Origin of the sequence: Streptomyces purpureus (genome assembly GCF_014648195.1) — a bacterium.
In the GTDB taxonomy this organism is placed as follows: Bacteria; Actinomycetota; Actinomycetes; order Streptomycetales; family Streptomycetaceae; genus Streptomyces; species Streptomyces purpureus.
Map to the genome: position 1 here is coordinate 103,091 of NZ_BMQQ01000021.1, position 21,631 is coordinate 124,721.

Genomic DNA, 21,631 nt, shown 5'->3' on the forward strand with positions numbered 1-21,631 from the left:
CCCTCGGAATCTGATGGCCCGTCACTTTGCTCCCCGGCGTCATCCCGTACTCGACGCAGTCCCCCGATCGGGACGATACACCAGGACCGTCACTCAGCGACAGGGTCGCTCTACGCTCCGTGACGATCATCAGAGTTACGGACACTCGCCGCACCGGGTCGGCTGCGGAGCGTGGCTACCCGGTCGTCAGCACGACGTTGCGCAGCGGCTCCCCGGCGGCGAACCGGGTGAGCTGACCGGCCAGCAAACGCTTGGCGCGGGGCATGAAGGCCGAGGTGGAGCCGCCGACATGCGGGCTGATGAGAACACCGGGAGCGTGCCACAGAGGATGGCCGGGCGGCAGAGGTTCCGGGTCGGTGACGTCGAGGGCCGCCGTGATCCGGCCGCTCTCCGCCTCGGCCAGCAGGGCCTTGGTGTCCACCACCGGGCCGCGGGCCACGTTCACCAGCAGGGCGCCGTCCTTCATCCTGGCCAGGAACCCGGCGTCGGCGAGGTGGCGGGTGTCCGGGGTGAGCGGTGTGGAGAGCACCACGACGTCGGCCTGAGGCAGCAGGGCGGGCAGATCGGTGAGTGCGTGCACCGGGCCGCGCTCGGTGGTGCGGGCGGAGCGCGCGACGCGCACCACCCGCGCGCACTCGAAGGGTGCGAGCCGGTCTTCGATGGCGCCGCCGATCGATCCGTACCCCACGATCAGCACGGACTTGTCGGCGAGCGCCGGGTAGAAGCCGTCCCGCCACTCCTCGGCGTCCTGGCCGCGTACGAAGCCGGGAATGCCGCGCAGCGAGGCGAGGATCAGGGCGAGGGTGAGCTCGGCGGTGCTCGCCTCGTGGACGCCCTTGGCGTTGCACAGCCGTACGCCCGCGGGCAGCAGGCCGAGTCCCGGGGTCACATGGTCGATCCCGGCCGAAAGTGTCTGTACGACGCGCACTCCGGACATCGCGTCGAGCGGGCGCACCGCGATCTCGCTGCCCTTCATGTACGGAACGACGTAGAAGACACAACGGGCCGGATCCGCCGGGAAGTCGGGGCCGCCGTCCCAGAAGCGGTAGTTCAGGCCCGCGTCGGCGGGTGCAGGGAGGCCGTCGATCTCGTCGGCCGGAATGGGGAGCCACACATCTGAAGTCATGGCCTGGAGGCTATGCGAAGGATCCGGCCGCCCATTGGTTACTTTGGGGAGCGGAACAGGGAGGGGTACGGGGAGTTGGAGCGCAGGACAATCGGGGCGGCGGCGCTCGAAGTGGGTGCGGTAGGCCTCGGCTGCATGCCCATGAGCTGGGCCTACACCACCTCCCAGCAGCGCGGTGACCGCTCGTTGCGGGCGGTGCACGCGGCGCTCGACGCGGGCTCGACCCTGCTCGACACGGCCGACATGTACGGGCCGTTCACCAACGAGCTGCTGATCGGCCGGGTGCTGAAGGAGCGGCGGGCCGACGCGTTCGTCTCGACCAAGTGCGGCCTGCTCGTGGGCGACCAGCACATCGTGGCCAACGGACGGCCCGGCTATGTGCGCCGGGCATGCGACGCCTCGCTGCGGCGGCTGCAGACGGATGTGATCGATCTCTACCAGCTGCACCGGGCGGATCCGGAGGTGCCGGTCGAGGAGACCTGGGGCGCGATGGCCGAGCTGGTGACGGCGGGCAAGGTGCGGGCGCTTGGGCTGTGTGCCGTGGGGGCGCGGGCGGCCCGGCGCGGTGATGCCCGCGGGCTGTACGACGGAACGATCCGCCAGCTGGAGCGGGTGCAGCAGGTCTTCCCGGTGAGCGCGGTGCAGGCGGAGCTGTCGGTGTGGTCGCCGGAGGCGCTGGCCCGGCTGCTGCCGTGGTGTGAGGCGCGGGGAGTGGGGTTCCTCGCGGCGATGCCGCTGGGGAACGGCTATCTGACCGGGACGCTGACGCCCGGCGGGGGCTTCGAGCCGGACGATCCACGGGCCCGGCATCCCCGCTTCACGGCCGAGATGATGGCCGCGAACCAGCCACTGGTGGCGGGGCTGCGGCGGGTGGCCGCCCGGCACGGCGAGGACGTCACACCGGCGCAGGTGGCACTGGCGTGGGTGCTGGCCCGGGGGCGGCATGTGGTGCCCGTGCCGGGGACCAAGCGGGAGCGGTGGGCGGTGGAGAACGCCCGGGCGGCCTCGCTGGAGCTCACGGCGGAGGACCGGGCGGAGATCGCGGGGCTGCCGGCGCCGCGGGGGTCCTGGGACTGATCGGCGCGGTCGGCGAAAGGCGGGAACCTGATCCTTCCGAGCGGTGTATGAAGAGTGAAAGGCATGAGTGAAGGGCCTGAGTCGAAAGCCTGGGCGGAAGGTCTGACGGGCGCCGCTCGGCATCCGCTCGGCACCTGCTCGGCACCTGTTCGGCGGCCCGGCCCGCCGCGCTGTGGAAGGGATCAGAACTGTGCAACGTCCTGCTGTGACGGCCTTGCTGGCCGCCGCCCTGCTGGTGCCGGTGGCCGGGTGCGCGTCGGGCGACGGCCCGGCCGGGCCGGCCGCCACGAGCTCCCCGCCGCGCGGCTCCGCCCCCGCCACCACCACGCCCGGACCGACCCGTTCCGCGCCGCCCGACAAAGGTTCGGCGACCGTGGTGTCCACGCTCACGAATGATCTGAAGTCGCCGTGGGGTCTCGCGGCGCTGCCGGACGGGGATCTGCTGGTCTCCTCCCGCGACGAGGGAACGATCACCCGCGTCGACGCCGAGACCGGTGAGCAGACCCGGCTCGGTTCGGTGCCCGGCGTGGCCCCGGCCGGCGAGGGCGGCCTGATGGGCCTCGCGGTCTCGCCCTCGTACGCCTCGGACCACCAGATCTACGCCTACTTCACCACCGAGTCGGACAACCGCATCGCGCGCATGCTGCACGACGAGCGCAAGCCGGCCGGGCAGCAGCTCGGCGCGCCGGACACGGTGCTGCGGGGCATCCCCAAGGGGACGATCCACAACGGCGGGCGGATCGCCTTCGGCCCGGACAAGATGCTGTACGCGGGCACGGGCGAGACCGGTGACACGGGCCTCGCCCAGGACAAGGCGTCGCTGGGCGGGAAGATCCTGCGGATGACGCCGGACGGGCAGCCCGTGCACGGCAATCCCTCGGCGGACTCAGTCGTCTACTCCTACGGCCACCGCAATGTGCAGGGGCTGGCCTGGGACTCGGACAAGCGGCTGTGGGCGGCCGAGTTCGGGCAGAACACCTGGGACGAGCTGAATCTGATCGAGCCGGGGAAGAACTACGGCTGGCCGGAGGTGGAGGGCACGGGCTCCAAGCCCGGGTTCGTCGAGCCGGTGGCCCAGTGGAGGACCTCCGAGGCCTCGCCGAGCGGTATCGCCTACGCCCAGGGCTCGATCTGGATGGCCGGGCTGCGGGGCGAGCGGCTCTGGCGCATCCCGCTGTCCGGAGCGGAACGTTCCGCGGAGCCCGAGGCGTTCCTCGCAGAGAAGCACGGCCGGTTGAGAACGGTCCTGGCCGCGGGGGGCAGCGCCCTGTGGCTGGTGACCAGCGAGACGGACAACCGGGGCACGCCCGAGCCCGGCGACGACAAGATCCTCCGTGTGGAGGTGAAATGAGGGGCGGCAGCGATGTTCAACCTGATGGAGGAGCTCTTCGCGCCCGGGCGCAAACACACCCGTGACGAGGAGCGGCGCCTGGCCCTGACCAGGGAGGACCTGGGGGACAACGACCCGTCGCGCGGGCCGATAGACCTCTCCTCGGGGAAGGTCACGATACGGCCGTCCTCCTCCGGGACGGGCGGGGCCGACCCGGAGGAGGACGGGAGCCGCTCCTAGCTCGCCTCCTGGAGGAGGTGGAGGCGGTGCGCCATCGCGGCGGCCTCGCCGCGGCCGGCGACGCCGAGCTTGGCCAGGATGTTGGAGACATGGACGCTCGCCGTCTTCGGCGAGATGAAGAGCTCCTCGGCGATCTGGCGGTTGGTGCGGCCTGCGGCGACCAGGCCGAGGACGTCCTGCTCCCGGGGGGTGAGGCCGAAGCCGTCCTCGTCCGGGGGCGAGGCGGGTTCGCCGGGCGTCAGGGAGAGGCGGGCCCGGGCGGCGAGGAGTTCCAGGCTCTCGCGCAGCGGCCGGGCACCGAGGTGGACGGCGACGAGATGGGCCTCGCACAGCAGCGCGGCGGCCTCCTCCCGGCGGCCGCCCGAGGCCAGGAGCGCGTCGGCCCAGCGGTGCCGGGCCCGGGCCAGGTCGTAGGGGCGTTCCAGGGGGCCGAAGGCGCGGGCGGCCTCGGCCCAGCGGTCGGGGTCGTCGTGGCCCTCGGCGCGGGTCAGTTCGGCGGAGACGGACAGGGAGTGGGCGATCCAGACCGCTTCCGGGGCGGGGAGGGACTTGGCGATCGAGCGAATACGGGACAGGGCCTCGGCGCGACCCTCGGCGGCGGCCGGCAGGCCGCGGGTGTCGGCCTCGGCGGTGACGGCGGCGAGCAGCAGGGGCCAGGCGTAGCGCTGGCTGCCGGGCGGGAAGCCGGCCTCGGCGCATTCGGCGAGCAGGGTCCGGACGTCCCCGAGGCGGCCCTCGGCGGCGGCGATGCTCACGGCGACCCGGGTCATCGGCAGGGTGTACTGCATCTGGGGGTCGTGCTTGCCGTAGGCGGCGCGGGCGAGTTCCAGGAGCTCGGTGGCGGTGGCCAGTTCACCTCGGGCCTCGGCGAGCTGGGCGAGCCGGAGTGCGGCGGAGCCGCGGGGCTTGGCGCTGTAGGCGATGCGCTGGAGCCGCTGGGCGCCGTCGAGGGCCTCGTCCCAGTGGCCGAGGGATATCTGGGACTCGGTGAGGTTGGACAGGATCCAGCCCTCGTGGTCGAGCAGGCCCCAGCACTGGGTGAGCTCGATGCCTTCGCGGGCGACCTCAACGGCCTGGCGGGAGCGGCCGACGCCTTCCAGGCTGGAGGAGAGGTTGGTCCGGGACCGGGCGGCTTCGCTGATCAGGCCAAGCTGGACGGTCCGTTCGCTCACGCCGGCCATCTCGGCGAGTCCGCGTTCCACGTCGCCGGAGTCGACCATGAGGGCGCCGAGGGTGAGCCGGGCGTTGAGTTCCATCTCCTCGGCCTGGACGAGCTGGGCGTACTCGACAGCTCGTTCGGCGGCGGCGAAGGTCTCCAGGCCGGGGGCGTGGAGCATGCCCCAGCCGGCGGCGGTGGCGAGGACCTGGGCGTGCACGGCGGAGGGGGGCAGGCCGCGGACGAGCTCCTGGGCGGTGGCGATCTCGGCCCAGCCGTCGCCGCGGGCGAGGCCGGAGACGAGCCGGGAGCGCTCGATCCAGAACCATGCGGCGCGTACGGGGTCGTGGTCGGTGGCGTTCTCCCCTTCGAGGAGGCGCAGCGCCATCTTGACGATTTTCAGGGCCCGTTCGCGTTCGCCGCAGAGCCGGGCGGCGACGGCCGCCTCGGCGAGCAGGTCGAGGTAGCGCAGCGGGGTGGTGGCGGGGTCGCAGCCGCAGGGCGGGTAGGCGCCGGCGTAGTCGATGGGCCGCAGGCCGGCCCGTACGTCGGCGGGGACGTCGTCCCACAGCTCCATGGCCCGCTCGAGGAGGCGGAGTTGTTCGGCGTAGGCGTGGCGCTTGCGGGCTTCGACGGAGGCGCGCAGGACGACGGGAAGGGCCTTGGTGAAGTCGTGGGCGTGGTACCAGTAGCTGGCCAGGCGGGTGGCCCGTTCGTCGTCGCGGACGAGGGAGGGGTCGGCCTCAAGGGCTTCGGCGTAGCGGCGGTTGAGGCGGGAGCGTTCGCCGGGCAGCAGGTCGTCGCTGACGGCCTCGCGGACGAGGGAGTGGCGGAAGCGGTAGCCGTTGCCGTCCGGGGCGGCGATCAGGATGTTGGCGCCGACGGCGGAGCGCAGGGCCTCGATGAGGTCGTCCTCGGCGAGCCGGGCGACGTCGGCGAGCAGGTCGTACTCGACGGTGGAGCCGCCCTCGGCGACGATCCGGGCGACCTTCTGGGCGTCCTCGGAGAGTTCCTCGACGCGGACGAGGAGGAGGTCGCGCAGGGAGGCGCTGATGGTGCCGGAGGCGCAGCCGCTGGTGTGGCAGACGACGAGTTCCTCGACGAAGAAGGCGTTGCCGTCGGAGCGGCTGAAGATCTCGTCGACGAGCGCGGGGTCGGGCTCGGCGGCCATGATGCCGGTGAGCTGGCGGTGCACCTCGGTGCGGGTGAAGCGGGAGAGCTCGATGCGGCGGACGGTGCGCAGCCGGTCGAGTTCGGCGAGGAAGGGGCGCAGCGGATGGCGGCGGTGGATGTCGTCGGCGCGGTAGGTGGCGATGACGGCGAGCCGGCCGCGGCGCAGGGTGCGGAAGAGATAGGCGAGCAGGTGCCGGGTGGAGGCGTCCGCCCAGTGCAGGTCCTCCAGGACGAGGACGACCGTGCGGTCGGTGGCGAGGCGTTCCAGGAGCCGGCCGGTGAGCTCGAAGAGGCGGGCGGTGCCGGTCTCGTGGTACGCCTCCTGGCTGCCGGCGTCACCCAGTTCGGGCAGGAGCCGGGCGAGTTCGCCCTCCTGTCCGGCGGCCGCGGAGGCGAACTCCTCGGGCAGGCGGCGGCGCAGGGAGCGCAGGGCGGTGGAGAAGGGCGCGTACGGCAGTCCGTCGGCGCCGATCTCGACGCAGCCGCCGACCGCGACCACCGCGCCACGCCCGCAGGCCTCGTCGAGGAACTCCTCGACGAGGCGGGTCTTGCCGACCCCGGCCTCGCCACCGATCAGGAGCGACTGGGGCTCTCCTGCGGTGGCGCGGCCCAAGGCGCCGGTGAGGGTGGTCAGTTCACCGGCTCTGCCGACGAACACGGGGCTGACGGACGTGTTCTCCACGCCGCCGAGCATCGCACACCCCTCCGCCCGCGCGGCAGCCGAGATCGGGACGACCGTCGCCATGGCCGGGTCACGCGGCCCGGGTGAAGGCGCTCGGCGACCGGCTCACCCGCCCTTCCGCCTCGTGCTTGGCGGACCGGCGCTGGGCGCGGCGGGCCTTGCGGAACTGGCCGGCCAGGCGCTCGGCGTCGGCGCGGGCGATGAGCTCGGCCTGGTTGATGCGGTGCAGCTCGTACTCGAACATCGTGTTCTCCCTGGGTGAGGTGTCGCCTTTCGCGATGCCTCTACTTTCGTCTCCCAGGGGGTGCGGTCACATCGGGTAAGTGCCGCATGTTCGGGGACCGGGGTGCCTTAGGCGGCGGCCCGGGGTCTCACGTACGGGCTAAGGCCATGCCCAGGGCGCCTTAGGCGGCCCGGGCGGCGCGCCATTCGGGGGCGAGGACGGACCAGATCTCGGTGTCGCCGCGGACCCCTCGGTGGACGTCGTTGCCGCGCAGGAGGCCGTCGCGGGTCATGCCGAGCCGCTTGGCGACGTTGATGCTGGCGGTGTTGAGCGGGGAGACCTGCCACTCCACGCGGTGGATGCCGCGCTCCTCGACGGCCCAGTCGATGATGACCCGGGCGGCCCGGGTGACCAGGCCCTTACCGGCTGCCGCGGGCTCCAGCCAGCAGCCCGCCTCGGCGGTGCCCCGGCCCGTGTCCATGGTGCGGAAGAGGACTCCGCCGACGAGGGTGCCGTCGGTCCAGATGCCGTAGATCCGGCCGGTGTCGGTGGCGGCCTTCTCGGCGTACCGCTGGAGGAAGGCGCGGGCGGAGTCAAGGTCGTGGCAGACGTCGGCGAGGGGGACGTACCGGCTGATGTAGTCGCGGCCGCGGTCGAGGTGGGCGAGGTACTCCTCGGCCTGCCAGGGCTCCAGGGGCCTGAGCTCGGCGCCGTCGTCACCCAGCGATATCGCGAACATCCTCGATCTCCTCCGTGCGAACCGTCAGAAGCTGCCCAGGGATCTTCGCACGGGCGTCGGCCGCCTCGCGGCACTCGGACGGTTCGATACTGATGCGCGGCAGACGCCGGTCCAGCCAGCGCGGCAGCCACCAGTTGGCGCCGCCGAGCATGTGCATCAGGGCGGGGACGAGGAGCGTGCGCAGGACGAAGGCGTCCAGGGCGACGGCGGCGGCGAGCGCGATGCCGAACATCGCGATGACCCGGTCGCCGGAGAGGACGAAGGCGAGGAAGACGGAGATCATGATGACCGCCGCGGAGTTGATCACGCGGCTGGTCTCGGCGAGGCCGACCCGGACCGCGCGGCGGTTGTCGCCGGTCTCCAGCCACTCCTCGTACATCCGGCTCACCAGGAAGACCTGGTAGTCCATGGAGAGCCCGAAGAGCACCGAGACCATGATCACGGGCAGGAAGGGTTCGATCGGGCCCGCGCTGCCGAGGCCGAGCAGCTCGCTGCCCCAGCCCCACTGGAAGATCGCGACGACGATGCCGAAGGAGGAGGCGACGGCGGCCACGTTCATCAGGGCGGCCTTGAGCGGGATGCCGATGGAGCGGAAGGCGAGCAGGAGCAGCAGGCAGCCGAGGGTGATGACGACGCCGACGAAGAGGGGCAGCTTGCCGATGATGATCTCGGCGAAGTCGTCGTAGGACGCGGTGAGGCCGCCGACGTGGACGTCCAGGCTCGTGCCGTGTTCGGCGGCGGGCAGGACGTCCTGGCGGAGCCGGTCGACAAGGTCGCTGGTGTCCTGGGACTGGGGGGAGGACGCCGGTACGACGGTGAGGACCGCGGTGTCGCCGGAGCTGTTGTAGGCGATCGGGGAGACGGTCTCGACGCCGCTGGTGGCGCGCAGCGCGTCGGGAAGCTCGCGCAGGGCGAGCCGGTCGTCGGCTCCGTCGAGGGTGGCGACGAGGGTGAGGGGGCCGTTCACGCCGGGCCCGAAGCCGTCGGCGAGCAGGTCGTAGGCCTGGCGGGTGGTCGCCGTGGCGGGGTTGTTGCCCTGGTCGGAGGTGCCGAGGTGGAGCGAGAACGTCGGCAGGGCGAGGACCAGCATGACCACGGCCGCGACGGCGCCGAGGAGCTTGGGGTGGCGCTCGACGAAGGCGGCCCAGCGGGCGGCGAAGCCGGTGGGCAGTTCGGGCTGGGGGCCGTGCTCGGCGAGATGGCGCCGCTCGCGGCGGGAGAGGGCCCGCGGGCCGATGAAGGAGAGCAGTGCGGGCAGCAGGGTCACGGACGCGGCGACGGTGAGGACGACGGTGAGACAGGCCGCGATGGCGACACCGTTGAGGAAGCTGAGCCGCAGTATCAGCATGCCGAGCAGGGCGATGCAGACGGTCGCGCCGGCGAAGACGACGGCCCTGCCGGTGGTGGCGACGGCGTTCTCGGCGGCTTCGGAGACGCTGAGGCCGCGTTTGAGGCCCTTGCGGTGGCGCGTGACGATGAAGAGGGCGTAGTCGATGCCGACGCCGAGGCCGATGAGCATGCCGAGCATCGGGGCGAAGTCGGCGACGGTCATGACATGGCCGAGGAGCCCGATCCCGGCGTAGGCGGTGCCGACGCTGACCAGTGCGGTGGCGATGGGCAGCAGGCTCGCGGCGAGGGAGCCGAAGGCGAGGAGCAGGACGACGGCGGCCACCACGACGCCGACGGCTTCGGCGAGGTGCCCGCCGGGGGCCTCGGTGAGCGCGACGGCGGTGCCGCCGAGCTCGACCTGGAGGCCGTCCGCCTCGGCCGCCTTGGCGGTGTCGACGAGCGCCTGTGCCTGGCTCTCGGGGATGTCGTCGGCCTGCTCGTGGAAGGTGACGACGGCGTAGGCGGTGTGCCCGTCCTCGCTGATCCGGGACGCGCCGCCGGGGCCGTCGTACGGGCTCACGACGGAGGCGATACCGGGGAGCTCGGCGACGTCGTCGAGCATGTCGGTCATGCGCTCTTCGACGGCGATGGCGCGGACGCTGCCCCGGTCGGTGTGCCAGACGATGGTGTCGGTGTCATCGCCGGCGCCCTGGAAGCCGGCCTCGAGGAGGGCGGTGGCGCGGCCGGACTCGGTCCCGGGGGCGTCGTAGTCGTTGGAGTACGCGCCGCCCGCCACGGCCGCCGCGGCGGTCACGCCGCCGAAGGCGGCGAGCCAGAGCAGGACGGCGGCAAGACGGTGCTTGATGCACCACCGGGCGATGGCGGCCAAAGGACGGGCTCCCTGGGTGGTTCGTGGATCTTTACCGGGAAGAGCCCGCAAAGAACACATGACCTGGCGCATGACCTGACGCATGAGCTATATACGACCACTCTCGCAGTCAAACGTGATCCTTTGCCCCTTTCGTGTCCATCCTCACAGCGGTGCGCGGAGGCCCCGGGACGGACATCCCGGGCCTCCGCGCGTCCTGCTCTTCGTGATTCGGCCCTCGCGGCGCCGCCGCTCAGCCGGAGACGCTCACCCGCCCGTTCTCGATGTGACCCATCAGACGGCGGTAGAAGCCGTCGGCCGCCGTCACCTCGATGTCGTACCAGCCGTGGGCGTCGGCGGCGGAATGTACGACCGTACGGCCGCGGCCCGGCTTGACCGTGACGGTACGGGTCCAGTCGGCGAGGTCGGCGTCGTCGACGTAGCCGAGCGGGCGGACCGTGAAGGTGACCGGCTCGCTGCCGCTGCTGCGGAGCGAGAGGTGCAGGTCACGGTCGTGGTGGTCGATGCGGGAGTGGAGCGCGGCGCCGCCGTCGCGGCGTCCGGCGAACTCGCGGCGGAAGCCGTTGGGGCCGGTGACCGTGAAGCGGTACCGCTCCCGGGTAAGGGGCACGGTCCATTGCGCCTTGCCCCTTACATCGCGGTGCTGGGGTTCGGTGAACTCACCCTCGTACGGGTAGAGCGCGAAGTGCGCGCTCGCCTTGCCGGTGTTGCGCAGCTCCAGGGTCATGGCGCCGTCGGCGAGGGTGCCGTAGGCGTCCGGCTGGTACGGCAGCGGCCGCGCGGGGCGGGTGCCGGGCTCCTGGACGGGCATCTTCTGCACCAGCGGCGGCTGGGGCCGCCAGCGGCCGCTGAACGGCGGCACGGCGCCCGGCTGGTCGACCGGGGGCAGGCGGTGGCCGCGGCGGAAGTCGAAGGCGGAGGTGAGGTCACCGGTGACGGCGCGCCGCCAGGGGGTGATGTTGGGCTCCTCGACCCCCGTCCACCTCTCCAGGAACCGGATCACGGAGGTGTGGTCGAAGACCTCGGAGCAGACGTAGCCGCCGACCGACCAGGGCGAGACCACCAGCAGCGGGACGCGGATGCCGAGGCCGGTGGGCAGGCCTTTGAACCGTTCGTCAGCGTTGTCGGTAGGCGGGACGGGCGGAGGGACGTGATCGAAGAAGCCGTCGTTCTCGTCGTAGTTGATCAGTACGACGGTGTGCCGCCAGACGTCCGGATGGGAGCCGAGGGCGTCGAGGATCTTGTAGACGAGGGTGGCCGAGGCGATCGGCGAGGACGAGCCGGGGTGCTCGGAGTCGATCGCGGAGGGCACCAGGTAGGAGACCTCGGGCAGGGTGCCGGCGGCGACGTCGGCGCGGAAGGCGTCGGCGAGGGTGCCGGTCTCCACCCGGCGCAGCCCCCGCTCGAAGAGGGAGCGCTCGGCGTCGGTCAGGGTGGCGACGCCCTCCTCCAGGAGGGCGAGGAGCCGGGCCCGCTCGGCGGTGTCGGCGGTGTCGCGGACGGCGGCGTAGAAGGACTCCATGAAGGTGTGCCCGCCGGTGCGGGCCAGCGCCTTGCGGGCGATCTTCTTGAAGGAAGTGAAGAACTCGATGTTGTTGTCGGTGAAGTTCTCCCATTCGGTGTACGTCTTCCAGGTCCGCCCGGCGGCCTCCAGACGCTCCGCGTAGGTGGGCCAGGGGTAGCCGGGGTGGGTGCCCTCGGCGTACGCGGCGTTGGTCACGGCCCGGCTGCCGTCGGCTTCGAAGCCCGTCCAGCCGGACCACAGATGGTTGCGGTTGGGGCTGGTGGAGGTGTGGATCGAGGAGTGGTAGGCGTCGCAGATGGTGAAGGTGTCCGCGAGCTCGTAGTGCAGCGGGATGTCCCGGCGGTCGTAGTACGCCATGGTCGCGGCGGTCTTGGCGGAGACCCAGCCGTCCATCCAGCCGCCGTGCCAGGCCTTGGCTCCGCCGCTCCAGGAGTGGTCGAGGTCGCCGATGTACTGGAGGTCCTTCTTCTGGGCCTCGGCGGCGGTGCGGACGGGGAAGGGCAGGACGGTCCGGCCGAGCGCGGTGGGCTGTTCGAACACCGGCCTGCCGCTGGGGAGCTCGATGGCGTTGCGGTCACCAAAGCCGCGGACGCCGCGCAGGGTGCCGAAGTAGTGATCGAAGGAACGATTCTCCTGCATCAGTACGACGACGTGCCGGACGGCCGACATCCCCCCGGCCGGCGGCCCCGCCGCCATCGCCGCCTGCAGCGACGGCGGAAGCAACGAGCCTGCGGCGGCCGCTCCGAGGCCGCCTCCGCCCAGCGCGAGCAGCCTTCTGCGCGAAATCTCGGGTGACAAGACCGACCTCCAGTCGACGGCCAATGGTTCGCCTTCGAGCCATTGGGTGGTTCGCGGGGACGGTAGTGAGAGCGGGTGACAGTGAGAAGACCTGGCGCCGACCACGAGACGAACGTCCAACACCCGGCCCCCGGGAGTCCATCCGCATCCCGCCCCACACCGGGGCGCGGTTGTGGAATGCTGCACGCATGCTGGACGAGTCGCTGACCGCCCTGGCCGCCGCAGGCGGCGGGGCCGTGGTCGCCGCGATGGCCACCGACGCCTGGCACGTCACCCGGGACGGTGTGGTGCGGCTGTTCCGGGGGCGGGCGGAGGTCGAGCGGCGGCTCGAGGACGACGCCGCCCTCGTCGCCGGGGCCGAGGACACCGACGACGCGCGACAGGCGCTCGCACCCGCCTGGGCCCTGCGGCTGCGGGCCCTCCTCGCCGAGCACCCGGAGTACGCCGACGAGGTGCGCGCGCTCATGGCCGGGCTTCCGCAGGCGCACCATTCGGTCCAGCACAACACCGCTCACGACAACGCCCGGGTCTTCGGGGTCCAGCACGGGAGCATCGTCATCCACCCCCACCCCGACCAGGCGGGCGCGTGAGCGTCGAGCAGCACGTCACCGCGGACTCCGGGTACGCGTACGGGGTCATCGGCGCCGACATCCACGTCTTCGGCGACGGGTCGCCCGTCTATCTGCTCGTGAACTGGCGCCCTGCCCCCGCCGCCGACCCCGCGTGGTTGCGGGAGTTACCGAGCCGGATGCTCAACTCCCGCTTCGAAGTGGTGCCGTTCACCGGACGTGACGCCGAGCTCGCCGAGCTGCGCGCCTGGCGCGACCAGGAGCCGCCCAGGCTCGCCGTCCACTGGGTGCACGCGCCCGGCGGACAGGGAAAGACGCGCCTCGCCGCCCGCTTCGCCGACGAGACCCTGAAGACCGGCTGGCGGGTCGTCACGGCGACGAACGGCCCCGGGTCCGTGCAACCGCCGCCCGGCAGCGAGGACTTGTCGCTCGACGGCCACGGCGGCGTCCTGCTCGTCGTCGACTACGCGGACCGCTGGCCCCTCACCCATCTCACCTGGCTGCTCAGCAACGCCCTGCTGCACCGGCCGGGCGTACGGACGCGGGTGCTGATGCTCGCCCGGACCGCCGACGCCTGGCCCGCCCTGCGGGCCTCCCTCGCCAACCACCAGGCCGGCACGAGCAGCCGTCTCCTCGGCGAGCTGCCCGACGGTTCCGAAGCCCGCGCCGAGATGTACCGGGCCGCCCGGGACGCCTTCGCCGTACGGTACGGAGTCCCCGCCGCGCCCGGCCCCGGGCCCCCTCCCCCGTACGGGCTGACGCTGGCCCTCCACATCGCCGCTCTGGTCTCCGTCGACGCCCACGCGCACGGGCGCCTGCCGCCCACCGACGTGGCCGGGCTGACCGTCTACCTCCTCGACCGCGAACACCTGCACTGGGGCACGCTCTTCGCCCGGGGCGGGCGGTACGCGACCCCGCCGCAGGCGATGAACCGGACGGTCTTCGCCGCCGCGCTCACCGGGACGCTCGACCGGCCCAAGGGGTCGGCCGTCGTGGCGGGGCTCGGGACGGGCCACTCCCCCGGCCGGGTCCTGGACGACCACGGGTACTGCTATCCGGCCGCCGAGCCGGAGCGCGGCACGGTCCTGGAACCGCTCTACCCCGACCGGCTCGCCGAGGATTTCCTCGCCCTGACCCTGCCCGGCCACGACGCCGACTATCCCGCCGCCGACTGGTCCGGACAGGTCACCGCTCGCCTGGTCGGCCCGCACGCCCGGCGCGCCGTCACCTTCCTCGCCACCGCCGCGCAACGCTGGCCGCACCTCGGCCCCGGGCACCTCTACCCGATGCTCCTGACCGCCCCGTCGCTCGCCCTCGCCGCCGGCAGCGCCGCCCTGAGCGCGCTGGCCGCGCTCGACGACGTACCGGTACAGCTCCTCGCCACCCTCTCGGAGCGGTTCCCCGCCCAGCGCCAGGTGAACCTGGACACGGGCATCGCCGCCGTCCAACGCCGGTTCACGCACGAACTGCTCGCCCTCGACGACTCGCCGGCCACCCGCGCGGCGGCGTACCACCACCTCTCCTCCCGGCTCCAGAACGCCGGCCTCCTCGACGAAGCCCTGGACGCGGCCGAACGGTCCCTGGCCGCGCAGGAGGAACTCCCGGAAGACATTCCGGCTCTCGCGACCTCCCTCTCCCGCCTCGCCGCCTGTCTCGCCCCCACCGGACGGCTCGCGGAGGCCATCTCGCTCACCGAAAGGTCCGCCGCCCTGTTCGGCCGGCTCGCCGAGTCCGACCCCGAGCGGTGGGAGGCATCCGTGGCCGCCGAACTCACCGACCTGGCCAACTGGCTGTCGTCCGCGGGAAGGCACGCGGAGGCCCTGGCCGTGAGCGAGCGGGCGGTGTCGCGCTGGCGCCGGCTGGCCGCCGCCGATCCCCTCCTCGAGGAGCACCTCTCCATCGCTCTGCACGCCCTCGGCAACTGCCTCGCGGGCCTTGGACGTTGGCCCGAGGCCGCGGACGCCACCTTCGAGTCGCTGCGCCTCGCGCAGCGGTTCATCGAGCAGGACCCGGCCGCCAACGAGCCCGGACTCGCGGCCGCTCTCATCAATCTCTCGGTCCAGCTGGCGGCCCAAGGACGGCATGCCGACGCCCTGTGGGCATCCGAGGGGGCGGTGAGCTGCCTGCGCTACCTCGTCCGGGTGAACGCCGCCGCCCACGAGAAAGCCCTCGCCACCGCGCTGACGAGCATGAGCGACGACCTCGCCAACGCCGGACGGCATCAAGAGGCCCTGGACGCGACGGCGGAGGCCGTCGCCATCCACCGCCGCCGCGCCGCCGGCCACCCGTCCACGCCCTGCGGCGAGCTCGCCCAGTCACTGTCGAACCTCGCCCACCTCCTGCTCATGACGGAACGGCCCGCCGAGGCGCTCAGCGCCGCCGAGGAGTCCCTGGAGATCCACGAACGGCTGTACGCGCAGGCGCCCGAGCTCCACGGGGCGGGCCTCGGTCACGCGGTGTCCATCCTGAGCCGCGGTCACGTGGAGGCCGGCCGCCCCCTCGTCGGTCTCGTCTTCGCCGTCCGCGCCGTGAATCTGTATGAGGCCGCGTCGGCCGGGAACCCGGGCAGGTACGCGTTGCCGCTGGTCAGGGCGCTCGGCCAGCTGGCAGAGACCCTCGCCCTGGCGGGTCGTCCGCACGAGGCCCTCGCCGTGTGCGAGGACGCCCTCGCGCGGGCCTCGGCGAACGCCGCCGAGAACCCGCCCGCGTACGGGCAGCTGCTCACGTCCCTGCTGGCGCTCCGAAGCCGCGTACGACGAGAGCGGCGCCCCGGGTCGTGAAACCCGGGGCGCCGCCCTCGTACGCGTCCAGAGGCGGATCAGCCCTCGCTGACGCCCAGCTTCTCCAGGATCAGGTCCTTGACGCGCGCCGCGTCCGCCTGGCCCCGGGTCGCCTTCATGACCGCGCCGACCAGGGCGCCGACCGCGGCGACCTTGCCGCCGCGGATCTTGTCGGCGATGGCGGCGTTGCCCGCGATGGCCTCGTCCACGGCGGCGCCGAGCGCGCCCTCGTCGGAGACGACCTTCAGGCCGCGCTTCTCGACGACCGCGTCCGGGTCGCCCTCGCCGGCGAGGACACCCTCGATGACCTGACGGGCCAGCTTGTCGGTGAGGTCACCGGAGGCCACCAGCTCGGTCACCCGGGCCACCTGCGCCGGAGTGATCGGCAGCTCGTCCAGGGCGCGGCCCGACTCGTTGGCGTTACGGGCCAGCTCGCCCATCCACCACTTGCGGGCCTGGTCGGCCGGGGCTCCCGCGTCGGTCGTCGCGACGATCAGGTCGACGGCGCCTGCGTTGAGGATGGACTGCATGTCCTGCTCGCCGATCCCCCACTCCTCGCGCAGCCGGTTGCGGCGCACCCGCGGCAGCTCGGGGAGCGTGGCCCGCAGCTCCTCGACCCACTCGCGCTGCGGGGCGACGGGGACGAGGTCGGGCTCCGGGAAGTACCGGTAGTCCTCGGCGTTGTCCTTGATCCGGCCGGACGTGGTGGTGCCGTCGTCCTCGTGGAAGTGGCGGGTCTCCTGCACGATCGTGCCGCCGGCGGTCAGGACGGCCGCGTGACGCTGGATCTCGAAGCGCGCCGCCCGCTCCACGGACCGGAGCGAGTTGACGTTCTTCGTCTCGGAGCGCGTGCCGAAGACCTTGGTGCCGTGCGGGCGCAGCGACAGGTTCACGTCGCAGCGCATCTGGCCCTTGTCCATCCGGGCCTCGGAGACACCGAGCGCCCGGATGAGCTCTCGCAGCTCGGCGACGTACGCCTTGGCGACCTCGGGGGCGCGCTCGCCCGCTCCCTCGATCGGCTTGGTGACGATCTCGATGAGCGGGATACCGGCGCGGTTGTAGTCGAGCAGGGAGTGCGAGGCGCCGTGGATACGGCCGGTCGCGCCGCCGATGTGCGTCGACTTGCCGGTGTCCTCCTCCATGTGGGCGCGCTCGATCTCCACGCGGAAGATCTCGCCGTCCTCGAGCTGGACGTCCAGATAGCCGTTGAAGGCGATCGGCTCGTCGTACTGCGAGGTCTGGAAGTTCTTCGGCATGTCCGGATAGAAGTAGTTCTTCCGGGCGAAACGGCACCACTCGGCGATCTCGCAGTTCAGCGCGAGACCGATCTTGATCGCCGACTCGACGCCGACGGCGTTGACCACCGGGAGGGAGCCGGGCAGGCCGAGACAGGTGGGGCAGGTCTGGGCGTTCGGCTCGGCACCGAGCTCGGTGGAGCAGCCGCAGAACATCTTCGTCTTCGTACCCAGTTCGACATGGACCTCAAGGCCCATGACGGGGTCGTACGCCGCGAGGGCCGCGTCGTACGACAGCAGTTCGGTGACGGTCACAGTGAGACTTTCCCTCTCAGCCCAGCAGGACGTCGTCGTCGCCCAGGCGCTTCAGCTCCCGGTAGAGGATCGCCAGGCCGGTAACGATGGCGGCGGCGGACACGGCGGCGTCGATCAGCCGCAGGGTGTCGTTGTCGTTGCGGGCCAGCTTGGCCTGCTTCGCGACGCTGATCGCGCCGAAGGCGGTGCTGGCCAGCGACACGTACACGCCGGTCTTGGACTTCTTGAAGTTCTTGGCCTTCTTTGCCATGGCGTTCACAGCATCTCTCCCTTCGCTTCTCCGCCCTCGCGGCGCAGAGGTGCGGCCATCGTCGCTGCCTGCGGCCAGGCGGCCGCGTGTGCGTCGCTCACAGTGAAGGAGCCTCCTCAAGCAGCGGGTGACCCCACTTTTCCACGAAGGCGGCCTCGACGGCGGCGCCGACCTTGTACAGCCGGTCGTCCTTCATGGCGGGGGCGATGATCTGCAGTCCGACCGGCAGGCCGTCCTCGGGCGCGAGGCCGCAGGGCAGCGACATGGCGGCGTTGCCGGCCAGGTTGGTCGGAATGGTGCACAGGTCGGCCAGGTACATCGCCATCGGGTCGTCGGCGCGCTCGCCGATCGGGAAGGCGGTGGTGGGGGTCGTCGGGGAGACGATCACGTCGACCTGCTCGAAGGCGCGCTCGAATTCCTGGGTGATGAGCGTACGGACCTTCTGGGCCGAGCCGTAGTACGCGTCGTAGTAGCCGGAGCTGAGCGCGTACGTACCGAGGATGATGCGGCGCTTGACCTCGTCGCCGAAGCCGGCCTCACGGGTGAGGGCGGTGACCTCCTCGGCCGACTTCGTGCCGTCGTCGCCGACCCGCAGGCCGTAGCGCATGGCGTCGAAGCGGGCGAGGTTGGAGGAGCACTCCGAGGGCGCGATCAGGTAGTACGCGGAGAGCGCCAGGTCGAAGGAGGGGCAGTCGAGCTCGACGATTTCGGCGCCGAGCTCCTTGAGGAGCTCGACGGACTCGTCGAAGCGCTGCACCACACCGGCCTGGTAGCCCTCGCCGCGGAACTGCTTGACGACGCCGACGCGCATCCCCGCGACCGAGCCGTTGCGGGCGGCCTCGACGACCGGCGGGGCCGGGGCGTCGATGGAGGTCGAGTCGAGCGGGTCGTGGCCGGCGATGACCTCGTGCAGGAGGGCCGCGTCCAGGACCGTACGGGCGCAGGGGCCGCCCTGGTCGAGGCTGGAGCTGAAGGCCACCATGCCGTAGCGGGACACGCCGCCGTAGGTCGGCTTGACGCCGACGGTGCCGGTGACGGCGGCGGGCTGGCGGATGGAGCCGCCGGTGTCCGTGCCGATGGCGAGCGGAGCCTCGTACGAGGCGAGGGCGGCGGAGGAGCCGCCGCCGGAGCCGCCGGGGATCCGGGTGAGGTCCCAGGGGTTGCCGGTGGGGCCGTAGGCGCTGTTCTCGGTGGAGGACCCCATGGCGAACTCGTCCATGTTGGTCTTGCCGAGGATGACGACGTCGGCCTCCTTCAGCTTGCGCGTCAGGGTGGCGTCGTACGGCGGCAGCCAGCCTTCGAGGATCTTCGAACCGACGGTCGTGGGCACGCCCACGGTGGTGAAGATGTCCTTCAGGGCGAGCGGGACACCGGCGAGCGGGCCCAGCTTCTCGCCGGCGGCGCGCTTGGCGTCGACGGCACGGGCCTGGGCGAGGGCGCCCTCGCGGTCGACGTGGAGGAAGGCGTTGACCTTCTCGTCGACGGCGTCGATCCGGGCGAGGTGGGCCTCGGTGACCTCGACGGCCGTGAGCTCGCCGGACGCGATCTTCTCGGCGATCTCGGCGGCGGTGAGCTTGATGATGGTGCTGTCCGTCATGTGATTAGTCCTCCCCCAGGATCTGCGGCACCTTGAAACGCTGCTGCTCCTGGGCCGGGGCGCCGGAAAGCGCCTGCTCGGGGGTGAGCGACGGACGGACCTCGTCCGCGCGCATGACGTTGGTCAGCGGCAGCGGGTGGGAGGTCGGCGGGACGTCTTGGTCGGCGACCTCGGAGACGCGGGCGACCGCGCCGATGATGTCGTCGAGCTGACCGGCGAAGTGATCGAGCTCGGAGCCGGACAGCTCAAGGCGCGCCAGCCGTGCGAGGTGGAGTACCTCCTCGCGCGTGATGCCAGGCATGCAGCGATCCTCTGGGGTTGGTGTTTTTGGGCTTTGAGCCCAATCCTATGGGGCCCGGCGGCATGACCGTGAAACGGTTTGCCCGGGCGCCCCGCCCGAGGGGGTCACTGCACGACCTGGTCGGCCTCCGCCGGGTCTGCGGCGGCGAGCTCCGAGGGGCGGTGCCAGCCGCGTTCGCCGCGGGCCCGGAGCCAGGCGGTCGTCTCGTCCGGGGGCATCGCCGCCGCGACGAGCCAGCCCTGGACGGCGTCGCAGCCCAGGTCGCGCAGGCGCTCCCAGGTCTCGTCGTCCTCGACACCCTCGGCGACGACCAGGAGGCCCAGGGAGTGGGCCAGGTCGACGGTGCAGCGGACGATCTCGGCGTCCTCGGTGTCGACGGCGAGCCGGGCGACGAAGGAGCGGTCGATCTTGAGCTCGCTGACCGGGAGGCGGCGCAGGTGGACCAGGGAGGAGTAGCCGGTGCCGAAGTCGTCCAGGGACATCTTGACGCCGTGGCCGGTGAGCCCGGCCATGGTGTCGGCGGCGCGCTGGGGGTCCTCCAGGAGGACGTGTTCCGTTATCTCCAGCTGGAGCGCGCCCGCCGGGACCCCGTGCCGGGCGAGCCGGGCCGCGACGGCCCCGGCGAAGCCGGGGGTGTGGACGTCGCGGGGCGAGACGTTCACGGCGACGGGGACGAACAGGCCCTGCGCCCGCCAGCGGGCGACCTGGGCGAGGGCGGTCTCCAGGACGTACTCGGTGAGGTGCGGCATCAGCCCGGAGGACTCGGCGATGGCGATGAACTCGTCGGGAGGGACCCGGCCGCGCTCGGGGTGCACCCAGCGCACGAGCGCCTCCAGACCGGCCACGTGGCCGTCGAAGCCGACCTTGGGCTGGTAGTGCAGCTCGACCTCGCCCGCGTCGAGCGCGCGGCGCAGGTCGCCGAGGAGGCCGAGGCGGTCGGGGGTGTTGGAGTCGCGCTTGGACTCGTAGACCTCGACGCCGGTGCGGTCACGTTTCGCCTGGTACATCGCCACGTCCGCGCGGCGCAGCAGGCCCTCCGCGTCGAGGGCGTGCTCGGGGAAGACGGCGACGCCGGCGCTGGCCTCCAGGACGAGGGTCAGTCCGTCGAGGTCGAGGGGCGAGGAGAGTTCGGCGACGAGGTGGCGGGCGACGCGCTGGGCGCTGGTGGTGGAGTCCGCGGTGGGCAGGAGTACGGCGAACTCGTCGCCGCCGAGGCGGGCGGCCTCCGCGCCCCGGGGCAGGGCGAGGCGCAGCCGCTCGGCTATCTGGAGCAGCAGGCGGTCGCCCGCGAGGTGCCCGAGGGTGTCGTTGACCGACCGGAAGCGGTCGAGGTCGATCAGGACGAGTGCGGCGCGGGCTCCGTCCCCTTCGGCCTCCTCCAGCGCCGTCCAGGTCCGCTCCAGGAGCCACTGGCGGTTGGGCAGGCCGGTGAGCGGGTCGCGCAGCTGCTCCTCGGCGCGGGCGCGGGCTATCCAGAGCGTGGAGTCCAGGGCGATCAGGGGCACGGCGAAGAGCGGCAGCAGGATCGGCACGGACATGGCGACCACGCAGATCAGCGGGGCGATGCCGAGCAGGGCGACGGCCACGAGGCCCTGGCGGAGCAGGGCCGTGCGGGCGACGGTGGGCAGCCCGCCGCCCTGGGGGGTGAGGGCGAACCACAGCAGCAGCCGGGTGACGGCGAGGAAGGCGAAGGCCGCGAGGACCACCTCGGGCACGACGTCCCAGCCCCACGCCCCGGGCCGCCAGGGCTCCTCGACGGTGGGTACGTCTCCGAAGGCGGCGAGTATCAGCGCCGCGCCGCCTATGCCGAGGACGTCCGTGGCGCCGTGCAGCAGGCCCTGGCGCCAGCGGTGCCGGCGGGCGGCGCCGACGAGGACGACGACGGCGAGGCTGACGAGTCCGGCGGGCACCCAGCCGTACAGCAGCAGCACGGCGAGGGTGAGGGCGGCGCCGGAGCCGGTGCCGCCCCACCAGCGGTCCCGGCCGAGGGCGACGAGGTGGCCGGCGATGAGGCCGGTGAGGACGGCGAGGGACCAGCCCTCGGCGCCGCTCGGGAAGAGGGCGTGGCCCTCGCTCACGGCCCGGTAGATTCCGGTGCCGAGCAGGATGACGGCGACGCCCAGCATGACGCCGGGCAGTCCGGACGTGATGCCCACGACGGCCGCGCGACCACGCGGCCGGGTGACCGGTGCGGCACTCTCGGTCGGTTTCATTCCCGTCCCTCTCACAGCCGGCGGTGCCGATGCCACGTGGTGGCCCGTTGTCATGCCACCACGGCGGAAATCCCACCACGCAGC

Annotated in this window: 16 protein-coding genes; 5 read left to right on the plus strand and 11 right to left on the minus strand. The window is 72.4% G+C overall.

All coding sequences use genetic code 11. The features are described from left to right. Positions 1–175: 175 nt before the first annotated feature. Positions 176–1,126 (minus strand): 2-hydroxyacid dehydrogenase, encoded by a 951-nt coding sequence (locus IEZ01_RS24340; RefSeq protein ID WP_189203763.1) that lies wholly within the window; start codon positions 1,124–1,126, stop codon positions 176–178. Between the two features lie 75 nt (positions 1,127–1,201). Here IEZ01_RS24340 and IEZ01_RS24345 point away from each other — a divergent pair, with 75 nt between their 5' ends. From IEZ01_RS24345 to IEZ01_RS24355, 3 genes are all read left to right on the plus strand, one after another. Then, positions 1,202–2,203 carry an aldo/keto reductase gene (locus IEZ01_RS24345; protein WP_052185689.1) on the plus strand — a complete coding sequence of 334 codons (1,002 nt, stop codon included), beginning with the start codon at positions 1,202–1,204 and terminating at the stop codon, positions 2,201–2,203. A 205-nt stretch (positions 2,204–2,408) separates the two neighbouring features. After that, entirely contained in the window at positions 2,409–3,554 is a 1,146-nt protein-coding gene (locus IEZ01_RS24350) for a PQQ-dependent sugar dehydrogenase (protein ID WP_189203765.1), read from the plus strand. A gap of 12 nt (positions 3,555–3,566) precedes the next feature. Further along, complete coding sequence (locus tag IEZ01_RS24355; RefSeq protein WP_019889668.1) at positions 3,567–3,773, plus strand: DUF6191 domain-containing protein; 207 nt, start codon at positions 3,567–3,569, stop codon at positions 3,771–3,773. On the opposite strand, the gene IEZ01_RS24360 is transcribed toward IEZ01_RS24355, so the two are convergent. The 5 genes from IEZ01_RS24360 to IEZ01_RS24380 all read right to left on the minus strand — a co-directional run bounded on the left by IEZ01_RS24360 (position 3,770) and on the right by IEZ01_RS24380 (position 12,287). Further along, positions 3,770–6,847 (minus strand): helix-turn-helix transcriptional regulator, encoded by a 3,078-nt coding sequence (locus tag IEZ01_RS24360; RefSeq protein WP_229833195.1) that lies wholly within the window; start codon positions 6,845–6,847, stop codon positions 3,770–3,772. The two genes, IEZ01_RS24355 and IEZ01_RS24360, sit on opposite strands and share 4 nt — an antisense overlap. Before the next feature lie 7 nt (positions 6,848–6,854). Continuing rightward, positions 6,855–7,028: a hypothetical protein gene (locus IEZ01_RS24365; protein WP_019889666.1), complete on the minus strand. Its 174-nt coding sequence runs from the start codon at positions 7,026–7,028 to the stop codon at positions 6,855–6,857. 160 nt (positions 7,029–7,188) lie between these two features. Beyond that, positions 7,189–7,746: a GNAT family N-acetyltransferase gene (locus tag IEZ01_RS24370; RefSeq protein WP_189203767.1), complete on the minus strand. Its 558-nt coding sequence runs from the start codon at positions 7,744–7,746 to the stop codon at positions 7,189–7,191. Continuing rightward, entirely contained in the window at positions 7,724–9,964 is a 2,241-nt protein-coding gene (locus tag IEZ01_RS24375; RefSeq protein WP_189203769.1) for an MMPL family transporter, read from the minus strand. Before IEZ01_RS24375 ends, IEZ01_RS24370 begins: the two co-directional genes overlap by 23 nt. Positions 9,965–10,196: 232 nt before the next feature. Next, positions 10,197–12,287, minus strand: coding sequence for a phosphocholine-specific phospholipase C (locus tag IEZ01_RS24380; RefSeq protein WP_189203771.1), 2,091 nt, complete (start codon positions 12,285–12,287; stop codon positions 10,197–10,199). A 188-nt stretch (positions 12,288–12,475) separates the two neighbouring features. On the opposite strand from IEZ01_RS24380, the gene IEZ01_RS24385 reads away from it, so the two are divergent. Continuing rightward, on the plus strand, positions 12,476–12,877 hold the full coding sequence (locus IEZ01_RS24385) for a hypothetical protein (protein WP_019889662.1): 402 nt from the start codon (positions 12,476–12,478) through the stop codon (positions 12,875–12,877). Beyond that, on the plus strand, positions 12,874–15,636 hold the full coding sequence (locus IEZ01_RS24390) for a tetratricopeptide repeat protein (protein WP_189203773.1): 2,763 nt from the start codon (positions 12,874–12,876) through the stop codon (positions 15,634–15,636). Before IEZ01_RS24385 ends, IEZ01_RS24390 begins: the two co-directional genes overlap by 4 nt. Before the next feature lie 38 nt (positions 15,637–15,674). On the opposite strand, the gene gatB is transcribed toward IEZ01_RS24390, so the two are convergent. The 5 genes from gatB to IEZ01_RS24415 all read right to left on the minus strand — a co-directional run bounded on the left by gatB (position 15,675) and on the right by IEZ01_RS24415 (position 21,547). Then, on the minus strand, positions 15,675–17,186 hold the full coding sequence (gatB, locus tag IEZ01_RS24395) for an Asp-tRNA(Asn)/Glu-tRNA(Gln) amidotransferase subunit GatB (RefSeq protein ID WP_019889660.1): 1,512 nt from the start codon (positions 17,184–17,186) through the stop codon (positions 15,675–15,677). A 16-nt stretch (positions 17,187–17,202) separates the two neighbouring features. Beyond that, positions 17,203–17,436, minus strand: a complete 234-nt coding sequence (locus IEZ01_RS24400; RefSeq protein WP_040875683.1) for a hypothetical protein — start codon at positions 17,434–17,436, stop codon at positions 17,203–17,205. A gap of 97 nt (positions 17,437–17,533) precedes the next feature. Then, a complete protein-coding gene (gene gatA / locus IEZ01_RS24405; RefSeq protein ID WP_189203775.1) occupies positions 17,534–19,033 on the minus strand; it encodes an Asp-tRNA(Asn)/Glu-tRNA(Gln) amidotransferase subunit GatA in 1,500 nt (499 codons plus the stop codon). Positions 19,034–19,037: 4 nt separating this feature from the next. Further along, entirely contained in the window at positions 19,038–19,334 is a 297-nt protein-coding gene (gene gatC, locus IEZ01_RS24410) for an Asp-tRNA(Asn)/Glu-tRNA(Gln) amidotransferase subunit GatC (RefSeq protein WP_019889657.1), read from the minus strand. A 104-nt stretch (positions 19,335–19,438) separates the two neighbouring features. Further along, positions 19,439–21,547 (minus strand): putative bifunctional diguanylate cyclase/phosphodiesterase, encoded by a 2,109-nt coding sequence (locus IEZ01_RS24415; protein ID WP_019889656.1) that lies wholly within the window; start codon positions 21,545–21,547, stop codon positions 19,439–19,441. Positions 21,548–21,631 lie beyond the last annotated feature (84 nt).

What these genes read in the sequence shown, in the direction of transcription:
- IEZ01_RS24340 (WP_189203763.1), bottom strand. Translation starts at nt 1,126, where the DNA reads ATGACTTCAGATGTGTGGCTCCCCATTCCGGCCGACGAGATCGACGGC.
- IEZ01_RS24400 (WP_040875683.1), bottom strand. Translation starts at nt 17,436, where the DNA reads ATGGCAAAGAAGGCCAAGAACTTCAAGAAGTCCAAGACCGGCGTGTAC.
- IEZ01_RS24360 (WP_229833195.1), bottom strand. Translation starts at nt 6,847, where the DNA reads ATGGCGACGGTCGTCCCGATCTCGGCTGCCGCGCGGGCGGAGGGGTGT.
- IEZ01_RS24415 (WP_019889656.1), bottom strand. Translation starts at nt 21,547, where the DNA reads ATGAAACCGACCGAGAGTGCCGCACCGGTCACCCGGCCGCGTGGTCGC.
- IEZ01_RS24355 (WP_019889668.1), top strand. Translation starts at nt 3,567, where the DNA reads ATGTTCAACCTGATGGAGGAGCTCTTCGCGCCCGGGCGCAAACACACC.
- gatC (WP_019889657.1), bottom strand. Translation starts at nt 19,334, where the DNA reads ATGCCTGGCATCACGCGCGAGGAGGTACTCCACCTCGCACGGCTGGCG.
- IEZ01_RS24385 (WP_019889662.1), top strand. Translation starts at nt 12,476, where the DNA reads ATGCTGGACGAGTCGCTGACCGCCCTGGCCGCCGCAGGCGGCGGGGCC.
- IEZ01_RS24365 (WP_019889666.1), bottom strand. Translation starts at nt 7,028, where the DNA reads ATGTTCGAGTACGAGCTGCACCGCATCAACCAGGCCGAGCTCATCGCC.
- gatA (WP_189203775.1), bottom strand. Translation starts at nt 19,033, where the DNA reads ATGACGGACAGCACCATCATCAAGCTCACCGCCGCCGAGATCGCCGAG.
- IEZ01_RS24370 (WP_189203767.1), bottom strand. Translation starts at nt 7,746, where the DNA reads ATGTTCGCGATATCGCTGGGTGACGACGGCGCCGAGCTCAGGCCCCTG.